Below are 14358 nucleotides of genomic sequence, written 5' to 3'. Positions count from 1 at the left end.
AGCATGGAACAAAAACATATAGGAAATGCGATGGATAGGGAGCAAAGGGACGCTCATGAAAGCAACTATACAACATTGTTTGAAAAGGTTAATGACATAGCTGGTTCTATCACAGATGCAGTTTACGCCGAAATAGTGGATAGCGCAAAGCTTGAATGGAAAGAACCTGTGGAGACAATGGATGATTTACCATCTGATGCTGAACAAGGGGAGACACGACAATCGAGAGACACAGGAAAGGTTTATCGATTCAGTGATGGTGATTGGAAAGAAATACAGCAGATTGATGCAGGTCCGGTTAATGAAGTTGATAAAAGACTTACAGCACAGGTATTACGAAAACCAAGCGAAAACCTAATCGAACGCATTAAAGAAGGGTATATTTCTTGGTCTACTGGCGAATACGTTGATAACTCCGGAAGTGATTCGCATGACGCTTCCTCTGATTTTATACCTGTACAAGAGGGACAGTACACTTTTAGTATCGATGGAGAAAAAAGCAATGAGATAGATTGCAGGATATTTTTGTATGATGGGGAAAAGAACTTGGTTGATAAATATGGCTTGAAAACAGATGAACCACCTTTCACCTTTTCTGTTCCCGCCAATGTCAAATACGTCAGGGTTAATACACAACAGTATTACCTGTTTGGCGGGACAATAAAGATGAAGTTGGAGGACGGAACCCAGGTGAGTTATTGGACCCCTTCATCTTTAGAAACTGCGGATATTCTACAAAAACAAGCGTCGTTTGGCTTGCAGACAGGGAAATTCGGGAATTTAATTAAAAAACTGCATAGCAAGCAGGATATCAAGATTATCACAAAGGGTGATTCCCTTACCTATGGATGGGATAATCATTCTGCTGATAAAAGGGAGCCCATTGGAGAAGCAGATAATGGCGATATTATTTCCGATTACAGGGCAAGTACCACTTACCCGGAATCCCTTCAGGAAAAATTACAGGCGATATACAATAATAACGTAACTGTCGTTAATAAAGGTTTCCCTTCCGATACAGCGGTTTTATCATATGAGCATTGGGATTTTGAACCGGCTGATTTGACAATTATCATGTTGGGAACAAACGACTCCCATTCCTTTTCACCGCAACAATTTGCAAACAACATGCGAAGATTGATAGGTAAAGAGCTATCTGGCGGGAATCCAGTCATGTTACTTACTTTACCGTTAATAGAAGAATCAGGAACTGATAAAGCTTATGGGTATCAACCATACAGACACGTTGTTATTTCACTAGCGAAAGAATACAACATCCCTGTGATGGATATGGTTGAAACCACTGAAAACATGATATATGACAGTCATTCTGGTAACGTTCATTTTACAGGAAAAGGTTATGACTACATTGGATCCAGAATAGCTGCTGCATTGACAGGAAGTTCCATAATTAACCCGATTACAGCATCAGACGGTATCAAGTTGCTTGGAAGAAGAGCGGTTGATTCTGTCGTTTACAGTTCTGGAACAATAGAATATCTAAGCGAATCGTCCGGAGATCAGCCTTACCCCACGCCGGAGGAAATGGATGCCGGTAGGGGAACGAAGACTATGTTGCATGCTGGCGCCAAAATAACTTTCGGGTTTTATACAGAAACAGATGACTTGATTGCAGTGCCAAACATCATCATCGTGGGTAACAATAATACGTTAAAATGCACACTTGATTTTGGATTGGGTATGCAGCAACAATCGAACTATTGGTCAGATCATTTAAACTATGGTCAAAGGGCTAACCGAAACACTTTGGTGGATGTTGAAATAAAAGGAACAGATGCCAATTGGTTTTACAGCGCTGACTATGGACCATTTGGATACTCCGAAATGGGATTCACTGATATTAATGGCAAAGCGCTTCACATTGCCAAAAAAGGATGGCATACGATTACGCTCGAGAACAAATCAAACGATTCGTATATTCATTTTTACTCTCTCAATTTCATTTCCAAGCAGAACCTGTTGAATTTTATCAAGGCCAAAAGAAAAGGCAGATATGAATTTGTTATTGGAACAACTGCTTCTGGAAGCACACCGACAACAGAGTCAAAAATGGATTGGGTGATGCTTCGAAATATGCTTGATTTACGCGAGAACAATAACAGCTGGTGGAAGAATCCACCTATTAAGGTAACCGTTCATAATTGGGGACAAAATGTGCTTACTTATACTGTAATCCCTGGTTCTACAACCGTGGGCGATAATTGGTCCATTGTAGATACACAAGAAATTAAAATAGCATCTAGTCCAAGTTCATATCGGAGTCTATCTGGTGTTTCTTTTGATGTGAGTGGCCAACAGTTCACTTTAAAATGGGGAGGAAAAACTGACAGATCTTCGGTTATAACAATAGGCGTATCATAGAAATCCGCTATTACCGGAGGAGGTGAATAAATGCACGTCATAGACCTAGAAGGCAACGAATACCCCTTACAAGCCACATCAACGAACGAAGGGGAAGTAAACGGCAACCAGTCGCTATCAGCTGCTATATACGCCACAAAGGTTAATAAACCTTTTATAGGGAATATAGCTGAAATGTGGAATGTGGTTGACCATGATAACGTTGAACAAAAAATCATATATTGCAAACGCCAAGGTAAAGGCGATTTAATGACAGCGGAGATTAAGGCAATCCCGCTGTTTTTTGATGTCTTGGATAATGACAGGATTTACGAACGCATTGACAAGCACATGACAGCAATGGAAGCTTTCACAAAAATATTTGCTGATACTGGATTTACGTTCGTATTATCCGATCAGTTCGATGCAGTGGAGTGGGAAGGATTTGGAGATGGCGAGTCTAAACTAGAAACCTTCAAACGTGCTATAGAGCGGTATAAATGCGAGTTTCGTATATCAGGTAAAATTGTGTATCTTGAAAACCAAATTGGTCGTGATACACAGTTCATGTACAGATATCGGCTGAACGCTTCTAACATCGTACAGGAAATAGATGCTAATGAGATGTGGACGTATGCTAGGGGTTATGGTGATTACGGTGACGGAGAAGGCGGGGAAGATTGGCAGAGTGCTAAACTTTTTCGGGAATACACTTCACCGCTTGCAAAAATACCCACTATAGGAATACGTCATGCTCCAAGAATAACGGATGGCAATATTAAAGATAAAGACACAATGGATACAAGGTTAAAAGCACTTGTTGATGAATCATTGAAAATCAGCCTAACAGCCGACCTGCAAGACTTACAGGAACAAGGTTATCCTATTGCCCAATCTGAATTGGGGGATAGGGTATTTTTGATTGACGAAAGAATCGGTCTTGATGAGGAAATAAGAGTAGTTGCTCATTCCAAGACGAGGGACTGGCGTGGGAAAGTGATAGACCTTACAAACACTTTTGGTAGTGAGGGGCTAACAAAACGCCACCAATCACAAATGAACACTGCCGCAAAACAAATAAACGACTTAATTGCAGGAAGAAAAAAGCTTCCATTCAGCGTACTTCCAGAAGCGAAGCAGAACGCTATTAAAGCGTTGGAGTCTGCACAAACAGAATTAATATTCGGAGATGCTGGAAACGGTGTGCAAGGGATTATAGCGCAGGATAAGAACGACCCTAACAAACTAGTTTGGTTGAACTCTGCTGGTTGGATGATTTCTACAGACGGTGGAGCAACGGCTACAGTTGCTGCTACTGCTGACGGAATTGTGGCGGATGTTATCACTGCTGGAATACTAAATGCCGATCAAGTGGCTATTCGTGGTGGGAGTGGTAAGAATTACGTTTATATTTCAGGGGATTTGCTTGAACAGTCAGGAACGTATACCCGTACTTGGAAAGGCCAAACATCAACCAACGAAGCGAGTATAAAACTCGAAAACGGATATATCAGATTACGTGATGAAAAAAGAGGTTTATCTCGATACATCATGCCTAACGGTGACTCTACTTTTATGGATGGAGAAGGAGAATATTTAGATCAACCAGGCTCATCCGGCACAATTGAATGGTGGGATACCACATATTCACCTAGTGGTGCTCACGGTATAACAATGTCCAGTTATGGCGGAGCGGTTGCGTTGCGATCTGATTTAAGTCACGTTGTTTTGGATTCTTATCAATCTGTGGATATATATAGCAAGAATTCCGTTGTTTATATCACGCCAAAGTCGAACGAATCTGGGAATAGTAATTTCTGGTTCAACCGAATTGATGGAACTAATGATGGTTTCTTGATGTTCGGATCAAGAGAAACGCAGCCTGGTGTAGGATTGCGATTTTCCAAGTCTGGTGCAACATTATCTGTAGTGGATAAAGACTATAACCGCGGTGGTGACACTACGTTTGATGTGGGCAGCATCAAGGTCAATAACATTACTAAACGTAATTCCAACACTGCGCCATATTGGAACAACACCAGCGGTGGCAGCACAAGCATAGAGGTGAATCCTGATGTTTTTAGAGCATCGGGAATTCGTGCTATAACCGGATCAAAAGATATATTCTTTGCAACGAATGAAGGAGGTTGGGTTCGTGCTACCAATGAACTTGGAAACAATCAAGGCGGAGAGATAACCTATCGAGGTTTTGTGGGGAGTGAATTCCGAAAAATAGAAAATGGCGCATCGGCAGCGGGAACATTTAGTTTAATGTCTTTACGCCCACAAGTAGATGAAGCTTCGAAGATTATATATGATTTGGACATATCTAGGCGTACCGAGAATGGCAATCCGGCATTTTATCTTATGCAGGAATCTCCAATTCATAGCGGAGAGGGTACGGATATAAGCAAAGCCGTTATGTATCTTTTGAAATCCCAACAAGAAGTGTTAAGTAGGGTTGATAAATTAGAGGGGGTAAGTTAATGGAACAAAAAATCGAATTTAATGACGTGGTGGAATCTTTAACAAATCAAGTAGCAGGATTGTCACGATCAATCGCATACAATGAAGCTGTGATAAAGCAAAAAGACATCGAGTTAGCAGAACTAAATAAGGAACTAGACAAGATGAAAGAGGAACAGGTAAAGCGGTTGGATGAGGAAGCGGAAAAAGAAAATAAAAAGAAATAAAAGCAGGTCTTTGGTCCCCTCTTGTCGAATGTAGTAGATTAGGAGGGGATTTAATAATGACTCAGACTATTGAGGATATTATAGAAATGAAAAATCACACAAATGATTTTGGGATTAATATTTATGATTGGTTTTTCAATGATTTAGAAAACAACTATATATCTAAACTTAATGGCACAAAAAGAAATGTTTCAATCTTGGAAAAGTACAACAAGGAGGCTCAATCCTATATAATTCATCAATTATTTTATATAAATAAAGATGCCTCGGATGAATTGATGAAAGAACTTAAATTAGTTGAGCCGTTTGTATCAAATGAAAATCATAGTCATATTAACAAACCTTAAACGATAACTAAATTTTATTAAGCACCCCCTATGGTGCTTTTTTATATGAGAATAAAGGAGATGGAACAATGCTAGTAAGTAACAATAAGGAAACGGTAATTCGCGAAGATGGAACAGTCGATATTCGTAATGTGGTAATAGAGGAATTACACCCGGAGGATGAACCGTGTGGAACAGATACAAAATTTGTAATCAATCATTCAAACGAAACACTTGGAACAGATATGAAAATAACAACAGGTACTCTGTACGCCGAAAAAGTGAAATGAGATTTTTATAATGAAATAAAGGGCAGCCGCAACTGCCCTAGCCGTCATGGGTCACTGTGACGGCTTATTTATATAGATACGAGTAACGTCGGAACGTAAGGGGGTCGAGCATGTCACAAGACAAGGAGATGGACGACATGGCGATTTGGCAAAACCACGAGCAACGAATAACCACTCTTGAGGTTCTCACGTCAAATATGCAGGGTGAGTTTAGAGAAGTTAAAGATAAAATTGACAAAGGAAATGACGAACAAAAGCAAAAGCTTGACGTGATTGACAAACGATTGATGGATGAGTTTTTTCACAAACGAACATCCACACGGGATAATGCTTGGAAATTAGCTATGAAAGTTTCCGGCAGTTTGTTAGGCGCTGGTGGAGTTGTTTATTTTATTGTAGATAAATTTTTCTAGGAGGATGATTACATGAAAATCAATTGGAAAATCAGATTTAAAAACCCGAATTTTATTGCACAGTTTGTGCTAGCCATCTTTGTACCAATCCTGGCATATGCCGGGATTACCGCCCAGGACCTCACGTCTTGGCCGATTGTAGGCAATCTATTGTTAGATGCCGTCAGTAACCCATACGTGCTTGTATTGGTTGCCGTGAGTATATATAACGCTGTAACTGACCCAACTGTAGATGGTGTGGGAGATAGTACGCAGGCGCTGACATATCAAAAACCAAAACAGAAATAAGGCATCCATATGGATGTCTTTTAATTTATAAGGAGGAATACAAATGAAGCTCATAGACGTATCTCATTGGCAGGGTAATATAGATTGGTCTAAGGTAGCCAAAGACGGCATACAAGGTGCTTATATTAAAGCCACAGAAGGCTCTGCTGCCGGTTCTGCATTCGTTGATAATAAGATGGATGCGAATTTTAAAGGGGCTACCGCAAACGGATTGCATGCGGGATTTTATCACTATGCGAAATTCGTTTCTGTTAATGATGCCATCGAGGAAGCGAAATGGTTCGTGAAGCACATCAAAGGTTATAAATTCAACATGCCACCAATGTTGGACCTTGAGGAAAACCACTGTGGTTCTGATGCTAACATGAATAAAGCTGCCAAAGCATTCATGGAGCATGTGGAGAAAGAAGTAGGTTCCGTTGGTTTGTACAGTTTCGGTGTGTTCTTTGCTGACAATGTGGACAAGGCGCTGCTTAAAAAATATGCTTACTGGCACGCTCGATATGCCAATGATCCAGTAAACGTGAAACTGAATGATATTTATCTATGGCAGCATAGCGATAAGGGCAAAGTAAACGGCATCAGTGGTCCAGTGGATATGAATAAGGTTGGCGGTAAGTTCTTTACACTAGACGAGAAGAAAGCAAATAAGCCAGCTTCTAAACCTATAGCTAAACCAGCGGCAAAGAAAAAGCCAGCTGCCAAAGCAACAACTCATACCGTAAAGAAAGGCGAAACCCTATCCGGTATCGCTAAAAAATACGGTACTACTGTTAATAAATTATCTAATCTGAACAGCATTAAAAATCCAAATATCATTCATCCTGGTGACAAATTGAAGCTTACAGGAACGGTCAAGAAAGCGCCAGCTAAGCAATACCACACTGTAAAGAGTGGCGACACTGTGAGTGTGTTAGCCGTTAAGTATGGTACTACTACAGCGAAAATAAAGTCATTGAACAATCTCGCAAACGTGAACAAAATTTATGCTGGTCAGAAATTAAGAGTGAAATAACACAAGCCCCCACTCAGGGGGCTGTGTTTTAAAATACTGGTGGTTTCGGATCGCTCATGTTATCACCTCCTCCATATTTATACATCAATTCCGCAACTATATCCTTCGTATGCTTCAATATCATCGGATTAAAGTACCTTACTTCCTTATGCTTACCATTACTGAAAAACTCATATCCCGTAAACAGTCTATCCTCATCCCGAAATACATACTTCAAGTTGTTATCCTGCATCGTTTTAGTTAATTCCCTGCGCTCATCCTTGGCAGTGGTCAACATCCTGTCCAGCATTTCGACATACAGCTCATTAATTTTAAGCGGAGCATCTTCGAAATGTGCTTTATCTTCTTCGATTTGTTCAATTGCTTTCGATAAAAAGAGATGCTTTTTCAGGATCTTTGCATCTTCTTCCGGAAAGTTAATCATTCGAATCCCTTTCGTATAGATCGTCTGCTGTACATTCCAATAAGTCTGCAAGTATGAATAGCTTTTTTACAGAGGGCATACTTTTATTATTCGCCCACCTGGACACGATTTCCGGAGATGTGTTCAATTCTTTTGCAAGCCATTTTGTGGTTCTCCCTCTTTGTTCTTTCCAGTAATTAATTCTGCTTTTCAATTCCATTTTTATCACCTATATATTATTTCTTCAAATATACTTCAATTTCCTGCAAACGAATTAATCAATAAAAAAAGAACTAATTAGTCATAGGACAATCAATCACTACAATACAATGAACTATACAAAAGGAAATGCGCTAAGCGTATCGCTGTTTGTATTACTAATAATCCTATCAATCTAAACAGTCTCACGATGTCCACCACATGTCCTTAAATACACTTTAGCAGGGACTATCTATAAATAGATATCCAAAAGGAGGTGCGGGATGATTTACGAAATATTAACTACATCGAGCATGGCTGCTATAGCTGGTTCAACTTATTTCTTTCGGAATAAAAATTCCAATGATCACGAGAAGATAAAAACCATCGCTGATGCGGCAGGGCTCAAAACGAAGGAGGGAACTATCCGGATTTACCGGAAAGTTAAAAAGAAGGATTATACAGAGTACATTTACAAAATACCGTTAGGGTTGTCTTTTAAACAATTCCAAGAGCATAAACAACTATTTATAGATGGCTTGAATAACAAAAGCCAATCGGATATTAATCTGAAAAACTTCAAAAATATCGATTGGAAAGGGGATGTCATCAAACAAGTGAAGGACATCTTTAATAATCGGGTGAAGCTTGATAAGCAAATAGAAATGGAATATGACGGCATGTTACGATTTAAAATTTACGAAAAGGGGCTTGATACGATGTATCCATTTAATGAAGTAATGCTGCAAAATAAGTGGGTTGTACCCATTGGCTATACCTACAAAGATTTACTGACACACGACTTCGAAAAACGCCCCCATATGATTGTGGCTGGGGCTACAGGATTCGGGAAATCAGAATTTCTTAAACTGTTAGTATCTGTCTTGGTTAAACAACAACCAAATCACCTCCGGTTGCATCTAATTGATTTAAAAGGCGGTAATGAGCTAGGACCATTTAAAGATATGAAACAATGTGTAAACTTCGCAAGGGAATCCAAAGGCGCTAAACGTGTATTAGAGGACATTCAAAAAGATATGAATAGGAAGCTTGATGATTTGTTCGAAAAGGGGATAAAAGATGTCAAGCGTGCCGGACAACAAGAAAGAGACTTTGTATTTATAGATGAATCTGCAGACTTAGACGAAGATAGCAGGGATATTGTGGTGGACATTGCCAGACGTGGCAGATCAGCGGGCTATCGATTGATATATGCCACACAGTACCCAACGAATGAAACGCTGCCTTCACAGGTTCGGGCGAACATCGGAGCAAGGGTATGCTTCCGATTAGAAACGAATACGCAAAGTCGAGCTGTCCTGGATGAAGGCGGGGCAGAAGAATTACCAGAAATCGAAGGCCGGGCCATTTTCCGAAGGGTGAAAAACCATATCGTACAGACACCTTATATAGAAGAAAAAGAAATTGACGAGATCATCGGGCCGCATATTCGAATAAAAGCAAAGGGGGAATCCAATGTTAAGCGAGCGCCAAGAGCAAATACTGTTAAGTTTGAAGCGCTTTGACTATTTGACCGTGAAACAGCTACAGCAATTACATGATTTAAAAGGTAACCGTAATGCCTACAGAGTTATGAAACAATTAGAGCCATATCTCCACACTTTTAAAGATGATGGTGTGAATATCTATTATTTAAATAAGAAAGGCAGAGAAGCTGTTGCATGTGATAAAGAGCGCAAAAAACTGACTACAGCCAGACACTATATCATGCGAAATAACTTGTACATCCATTTGGATCAGCCGGCGAATTGGGAAAATGAAGTAAAAATAACTTTGGATCCCATTTCCGTTATCGCCGATGCACATTTTATAACGAATCGACATTACCTTGTCGAAATAGACCACGTGCAAAAGATGAAGGCGAACGAAAAGAAAATCGAAAAGTACCGGCGACTGATTGAAAGAAATGCTTTTAAAGGAATGCCAGGCGTAATTTGGGTTACAACAACGCCATATAGGCGTGATAGGCTCATGGAATTATGCGAAGGTCTGGACAGCTTAATTTTATTGGATACTGATATTAAATAGGAGGGAAACGATGAAAACCAAAACGTATGATTTCAGATCGTTTGTGAACCGTCAGCACGAACCGAAGATAAAACATCCCACCATCTCATTAATCCCGCTAGCAGTCGCCCCGTTCGTTCCTGCAGCAGTGCATGCAGAAAGCGCAGAAATAAAAGGTAAAATGATGCAGGCTTTTGCGCCAATCATTGATCTAATTCAGGGCATGGCTTATCCAGTTGCTATGGTAGTTGTATTAGGTGGCGCTATATTCGTGATGATCGGCAACAGTGAAAAAGGATTTAGCATGATGCAAAAAGCCGCACTAGGCTATCTAATAGTTATGATTTCTCCAATGATACTAAATGTATTAGTGGATGCGGTATCGGGGGTGGCTTCATAATGCAGGAATTTCACGATTATATATTAAAGAACCCGATATTAAAGGTGTGGGATTTCTTTGTAGACAAAATAAAATCGGGATTTGCCGACATAGCTGCAGACTATATAACGGCATTCCCGATTATGGTAGGTGTATCAATTGCAGTATATGCGCTTGTTTCGATGTTTAGTTCTAAGTTAGCGAAATTAGGCGTTGTTGGTGTATTCGCTTACGGTGCACTTGTGGTAATTGCATAGTGGTGACATAACTGGTGTCGAATCAAGCGAAATTAAATGGAACCAATTAAAATATTGAACTTGTATTTTAAATAGAAACCTATTCAAAACAGCGATTTAAAATGTCACGAAATCAGCTAAAGCGCCCCTTGTCGGTTTCCTAAACCGTGTGCCGCAGGTTCGAATCCTGCCGGGGGCGCTTAAAAGCTGAAAGCAAGAGATGCAGTTTCTGTATCCTTGCTTTTTTTGTTTGAAAAAATCGAGGGGCAAATTTGTCGAATCTCGATAGAAATACATGTTCAGACAGCGGCTTGCCAAACTCATCCAAATCAGGAGATAACTATGCTGTTTTACCACAAAAAATAAACATATATGCTTTTCACTTTAAAATGTTCACAAACTGTTCTAAAATAGGAATTACTTCAGTAAATGTTCCAACTATTTTACAATTTTATTTTATTCGGTATGTAACCGATTTCAAATCTTTTTTTGAGGTGATTAGGATGGATATGCAAAAGGTTCCTGCGAGAGAAGGCAACTATAATCTGAAAGACTATCAAAAAATGAAAGAAAATTTCTCTTGGGACGATATGAAGGAAAAATTCAGCTGGAATGAATCAGGCAAGGTCAATATTGCCTATGAATCTATCGATCGTCATGCTGAAAATCCGGATAAAAAGAATAAAACAGCATTGATTTATTCTTCTCCGGATCGGGAAGAAACCCGTACATTTGATGAATTGCGCAAGGAAAGCAATCAATTTGCCAATGTGCTTAAAGAACATGGTGTCAAAAAGGGTGACAGGGTTTTTCTTTTCATGCCGCGGAGCCCGGAATTTTATGCAGCATTTTTTGGCATTTTAAAAATAGGCGCCATTGCCGGACCTCTTTTCGAGGCCTTCATGGAACAAGCAGTCCGGGACCGTCTGCAGGACAGTGAAGCAAGTGTGCTCATCACTACACCTGAATTGCTTCCGCGTGTTCCACAGGAGGATTTGCCAGACTTGAAAAAGATTGTACTTGTTGGCGAAAATGATCAATCAGGTGAAAAATTCATCGATTATGATAAAGAAATGAAGACAGCCTCCGCAAATTTCGATATCGAATGGGTCGATTTGGAAGACGGTATGCTGCTGCATTATACCTCCGGTTCCACAGGGAAGCCAAAAGGGGTTTACCACGTCCATAACAATATGCTTCAGTTGTATGCAACGGCTGAATGGGTGCTGGATTTGAAAGATGATGATATTTACTGGTGTACTGCAGATCCAGGGTGGGTGACCGGCACAAGTTATGGTATCTTCGGCCCGTGGTTGAAAGGGGTGACCAATGTCGTCCGCGGTGGACGTTTCACTCCTGAATCCTGGTATGAAACATTGCAAAACAAAAAGGTTACTGTATGGTACACGGCACCGACTGCTTTGAGAAAAATGGTCAGTGCAGGAGAAAATTTGCCAGACGAATATGATTTGTCTGCACTCAGACATGTTCTCAGCGTTGGGGAACCGTTGAACCCGGAAGTCGTCACGTGGGGATTAAAAGCATTGAACCTGCGTATTCATGATACATGGTGGATGACAGAAACCGGAGCGATGCTGATTGTCAATCTCCCGTCTGAAGAAATCCGCCCTGGCTCCATGGGGCAGCCTATCCCAGGTGTGGAAGCCACTATTGTCGACAATGAAGGAAATGAGATCCCGCCGAACCAAATGGGAAATTTGGCAATCAAAAAAGGTTGGCCATCCATGATGCGAACTATCTGGAACAGACCGAACAAATATGAGAGCTATTTTGTCAATGACTGGTATGTATCCGGTGACAGTGCTTATCGGGATGAAGATGGTTATTTCTGGTTCCAGGGACGTCTGGATGATGTCATCAATACTTCCGGGGAACGCGTAGGACCTTTTGAAGTGGAAAGTAAGCTGATTGAACATCCAGCTGTGGCGGAAGCAGGCGTTATTGGTAAACCGGATCCAGAACGCGGGGAGATCATCAAGGCATTCATTACATTGAATGAAGGCTATGAAGAATCGGAAGAACTTTTGGAGGAGATTCGTCAATTTGTCAAAACCGGTTTGAGTGCACATGCAGCACCAAGACAGCTGGAAGTCAAAAAATCAATCCCGAAAACACGCAGTGGTAAAATCATGCGTCGTTTGCTGAAGTCGTGGGAACTTGGGCTTCCTACCGGAGATACCTCAACATTGGAAGAATAAGCAAAACAAAAAACGTTGGCCATTTGGTCAACGTTTTTTTGTTTGTTGCAGCATTAATTTTTAATATCTGTGGCTGGTCCAAAAATTTCAAAGTGAATGTCATCTTCAGCTGCGTCAAGGGATTTTAAGTTTTGATACATGGCTCGCATGAATCCTTTAGGCCCACAGAAGTAAAATGCAGCGTCCGTAGATGGCAACACTTTTTTCAAAAAAGCAGTATCAATATAGCCTTCTTTGTCAAAATGGCCTGCATCGGATGTGGCCGGGTTGTCGTAAATCGTGTAGGTTTTCACTTGCTTGCATGCTGTGGCCACTTCAAGCAAGCGTTCTTTCATAGCGTGGAAGTTACCTGATCGAGCAGCATGCATAAAGATGACTTCTCTTTCCGGCTGCCATAATAGCGCGCTTTCCAGCATGCTCATCATTGGTGTCAGTCCAACGCCGCCGCTGATCAAAACCAATGGGCGGGTATCGTTCATATCCAGAACGAAATCCCCGGAAGGACAGCTGATGGACAGCACGCTTCCTTCTTCTACTTGCTGATGCAAGTAATTTGATACGACGCCTGCAGGGTTTTCGCCAATCGCGTCCTCTCTCTTTACGCTGATGCGGTACATATTTTCATTTGGTGCACATGATAGGCTATATTGTCTTTGGTGTGTGTAATCATGGCCGTCAATAGAGGCTTTAACGGTAATATACTGGCCTGGTTTAAATGAAGGAAGCGTCTCCCCATCGGCAGGTTTCAGATAGAATGATGTGATGACATCACTTTCCTTGACCTTACTGACAACCTTAAAGTCTTTATAATCTGTCCAGCCGCCCTTTTTGACGTTTTCTTCGTACATTTCTTTTTCAATTCCGATGAAAGCTGCAGCGATTTCACCGTAAGCTTTTTCCCAGGCAGCGATAACTTCATCCGTTGCAACCTCTGCGCCAAGAACCTCCCGCATGGCAAGAAGCAAATTTTCTCCCACTAATGGGTAATGTTCAGGTTTGATATTCAAGCTTGCATGCTTATGTGCTACAGGCATGACTTGTGGGATGATTTCTGCCAAGTTATCGATATGAAGTGCAGCAGCATATACCATGTTTGCCAATGCAATTGGCTGATCGCCTTTTCGTTGATTTGTCTGGTTGAATATGTTTTTCAATTCTGGGTGGTTTTTAAACAACAGTTGATAAAAACGTTTGGTGATTTCTGCACCACGTTTTTGTAAAACCGGTACAGTGGCTTTCACAATATTTTTATATTCCTGTTCCAAACGGCTAGTTGTTTCTGTTGTCATCTATAAACACTCCCTCGCGTTTTTAAAAGATGTATTTTGAATACATGTTAATTGTATAAAACTGTAAACACTGTATCAATAGGAAAAACATGATAAGTGTTACAATATTGTGAAGGAATGTACAAACTCATTTCCGGACTAATGAACACAAAATTTAACGCCAAATTACGCTATTATTCTACAAATCTTACATAATATGTTTTTAAATGTAGACATGCAG

Annotated in this window: 16 protein-coding genes; 13 read left to right on the top strand and 3 right to left on the bottom strand. The window is 40.6% G+C overall.

Annotated features, from left to right (window positions below):
• Positions 1-3 precede the first annotated feature (3 nt).
• The 8 genes from ACFSMW_RS06540 (at position 4) to ACFSMW_RS06505 (ending at position 7386) form a co-directional block, all read left to right on the top strand.
• On the top strand, positions 4-2382 hold the full coding sequence (locus ACFSMW_RS06540; RefSeq protein ID WP_390354132.1) for an SGNH/GDSL hydrolase family protein: 2379 nt from the start codon (positions 4-6) through the stop codon (positions 2380-2382).
• Between the two features lie 30 nt (positions 2383-2412).
• On the top strand, positions 2413-4848 hold the full coding sequence (locus ACFSMW_RS06535; protein WP_390354130.1) for a phage tail spike protein: 2436 nt from the start codon (positions 2413-2415) through the stop codon (positions 4846-4848).
• Positions 4848-5054, top strand: a complete 207-nt coding sequence (locus ACFSMW_RS06530; RefSeq protein ID WP_390354129.1) for a hypothetical protein — start codon at positions 4848-4850, stop codon at positions 5052-5054. The genes ACFSMW_RS06535 and ACFSMW_RS06530 overlap by 1 nt, the downstream gene beginning before the upstream one ends.
• A gap of 56 nt (positions 5055-5110) precedes the next feature.
• On the top strand, positions 5111-5401 hold the full coding sequence (locus ACFSMW_RS06525) for a head-tail connector protein (RefSeq protein WP_390354127.1): 291 nt from the start codon (positions 5111-5113) through the stop codon (positions 5399-5401).
• Between the two features lie 68 nt (positions 5402-5469).
• Entirely contained in the window at positions 5470-5670 is a 201-nt protein-coding gene (locus ACFSMW_RS06520; RefSeq protein ID WP_390354126.1) for a hypothetical protein, read from the top strand.
• 110 nt (positions 5671-5780) lie between these two features.
• On the top strand, positions 5781-6083 hold the full coding sequence (locus ACFSMW_RS06515) for a hypothetical protein (RefSeq protein WP_390354124.1): 303 nt from the start codon (positions 5781-5783) through the stop codon (positions 6081-6083).
• Between the two features lie 12 nt (positions 6084-6095).
• Positions 6096-6371, top strand: coding sequence for a phage holin (locus ACFSMW_RS06510; protein ID WP_390354123.1), 276 nt, complete (start codon positions 6096-6098; stop codon positions 6369-6371).
• A gap of 43 nt (positions 6372-6414) precedes the next feature.
• A complete protein-coding gene (locus ACFSMW_RS06505; RefSeq protein ID WP_390354121.1) occupies positions 6415-7386 on the top strand; it encodes a GH25 family lysozyme in 972 nt (323 codons plus the stop codon).
• A 28-nt stretch (positions 7387-7414) separates the two neighbouring features.
• On the opposite strand, the gene ACFSMW_RS06500 is transcribed toward ACFSMW_RS06505, so the two are convergent.
• Both ACFSMW_RS06500 and ACFSMW_RS06495 read right to left on the bottom strand, forming a co-directional pair.
• Entirely contained in the window at positions 7415-7810 is a 396-nt protein-coding gene (locus ACFSMW_RS06500) for a YhjD family protein (protein ID WP_390354120.1), read from the bottom strand.
• Positions 7803-8009, bottom strand: coding sequence for a helix-turn-helix transcriptional regulator (locus ACFSMW_RS06495; protein WP_390354118.1), 207 nt, complete (start codon positions 8007-8009; stop codon positions 7803-7805). Before ACFSMW_RS06495 ends, ACFSMW_RS06500 begins: the two co-directional genes overlap by 8 nt.
• Positions 8010-8271: 262 nt before the next feature.
• On the opposite strand from ACFSMW_RS06495, the gene ACFSMW_RS06490 reads away from it, so the two are divergent.
• The 5 genes from ACFSMW_RS06490 to acsA all read left to right on the top strand — a co-directional run bounded on the left by ACFSMW_RS06490 (position 8272) and on the right by acsA (position 12849).
• The gene (locus ACFSMW_RS06490) at positions 8272-9513 is read left to right on the top strand and encodes an FtsK/SpoIIIE domain-containing protein (protein WP_390354117.1); all 1242 of its coding nucleotides are present in this window, start codon (positions 8272-8274) and stop codon (positions 9511-9513) included.
• Positions 9464-10036, top strand: a complete 573-nt coding sequence (locus ACFSMW_RS06485) for a replication-relaxation family protein (protein WP_390354115.1) — start codon at positions 9464-9466, stop codon at positions 10034-10036. The genes ACFSMW_RS06490 and ACFSMW_RS06485 overlap by 50 nt, the downstream gene beginning before the upstream one ends.
• A gap of 10 nt (positions 10037-10046) precedes the next feature.
• Positions 10047-10415, top strand: a complete 369-nt coding sequence (locus ACFSMW_RS06480) for a hypothetical protein (RefSeq protein WP_390354113.1) — start codon at positions 10047-10049, stop codon at positions 10413-10415.
• The gene (locus ACFSMW_RS06475) at positions 10415-10651 is read left to right on the top strand and encodes a hypothetical protein (RefSeq protein WP_390354112.1); all 237 of its coding nucleotides are present in this window, start codon (positions 10415-10417) and stop codon (positions 10649-10651) included. Before ACFSMW_RS06480 ends, ACFSMW_RS06475 begins: the two co-directional genes overlap by 1 nt.
• Positions 10652-11133: 482 nt before the next feature.
• Complete coding sequence (acsA, locus tag ACFSMW_RS06470) at positions 11134-12849, top strand: acetate--CoA ligase (protein WP_390354110.1); 1716 nt, start codon at positions 11134-11136, stop codon at positions 12847-12849.
• 53 nt (positions 12850-12902) lie between these two features.
• Here the strand turns inward: acsA and hmpA are convergent, their stop codons facing one another.
• Positions 12903-14138, bottom strand: coding sequence for an NO-inducible flavohemoprotein (gene hmpA / locus ACFSMW_RS06465; protein ID WP_390354109.1), 1236 nt, complete (start codon positions 14136-14138; stop codon positions 12903-12905).
• Positions 14139-14358: the final 220 nt, after the last annotated feature.

Origin of the sequence: Tigheibacillus halophilus, assembly GCF_042683165.1 — a bacterium.
Taxonomy (GTDB): Bacteria; Bacillota; Bacilli; order Bacillales; family Amphibacillaceae; genus Tigheibacillus; species Tigheibacillus halophilus.
Note: the sequence above shows the minus strand (reverse complement) of the source record. Positions and strands in the feature narration are given on the sequence as shown.

Coding starts and splice junctions, on each gene's coding strand:
- ACFSMW_RS06540 (WP_390354132.1), top strand. CDS start 4: ATGGAACAAAAACATATAGGAAATGCGATGGATAGGGAGCAAAGGGAC.
- ACFSMW_RS06535 (WP_390354130.1), top strand. CDS start 2,413: ATGCACGTCATAGACCTAGAAGGCAACGAATACCCCTTACAAGCCACA.
- ACFSMW_RS06530 (WP_390354129.1), top strand. CDS start 4,848: ATGGAACAAAAAATCGAATTTAATGACGTGGTGGAATCTTTAACAAAT.
- ACFSMW_RS06525 (WP_390354127.1), top strand. CDS start 5,111: ATGACTCAGACTATTGAGGATATTATAGAAATGAAAAATCACACAAAT.
- ACFSMW_RS06520 (WP_390354126.1), top strand. CDS start 5,470: ATGCTAGTAAGTAACAATAAGGAAACGGTAATTCGCGAAGATGGAACA.
- ACFSMW_RS06515 (WP_390354124.1), top strand. CDS start 5,781: ATGTCACAAGACAAGGAGATGGACGACATGGCGATTTGGCAAAACCAC.
- ACFSMW_RS06510 (WP_390354123.1), top strand. CDS start 6,096: ATGAAAATCAATTGGAAAATCAGATTTAAAAACCCGAATTTTATTGCA.
- ACFSMW_RS06505 (WP_390354121.1), top strand. CDS start 6,415: ATGAAGCTCATAGACGTATCTCATTGGCAGGGTAATATAGATTGGTCT.
- ACFSMW_RS06500 (WP_390354120.1), bottom strand. CDS start 7,810: ATGATTAACTTTCCGGAAGAAGATGCAAAGATCCTGAAAAAGCATCTC.
- ACFSMW_RS06495 (WP_390354118.1), bottom strand. CDS start 8,009: ATGGAATTGAAAAGCAGAATTAATTACTGGAAAGAACAAAGAGGGAGA.
- ACFSMW_RS06490 (WP_390354117.1), top strand. CDS start 8,272: ATGATTTACGAAATATTAACTACATCGAGCATGGCTGCTATAGCTGGT.
- ACFSMW_RS06485 (WP_390354115.1), top strand. CDS start 9,464: ATGTTAAGCGAGCGCCAAGAGCAAATACTGTTAAGTTTGAAGCGCTTT.
- ACFSMW_RS06480 (WP_390354113.1), top strand. CDS start 10,047: ATGAAAACCAAAACGTATGATTTCAGATCGTTTGTGAACCGTCAGCAC.
- ACFSMW_RS06475 (WP_390354112.1), top strand. CDS start 10,415: ATGCAGGAATTTCACGATTATATATTAAAGAACCCGATATTAAAGGTG.
- acsA (WP_390354110.1), top strand. CDS start 11,134: ATGGATATGCAAAAGGTTCCTGCGAGAGAAGGCAACTATAATCTGAAA.
- hmpA (WP_390354109.1), bottom strand. CDS start 14,138: ATGACAACAGAAACAACTAGCCGTTTGGAACAGGAATATAAAAATATT.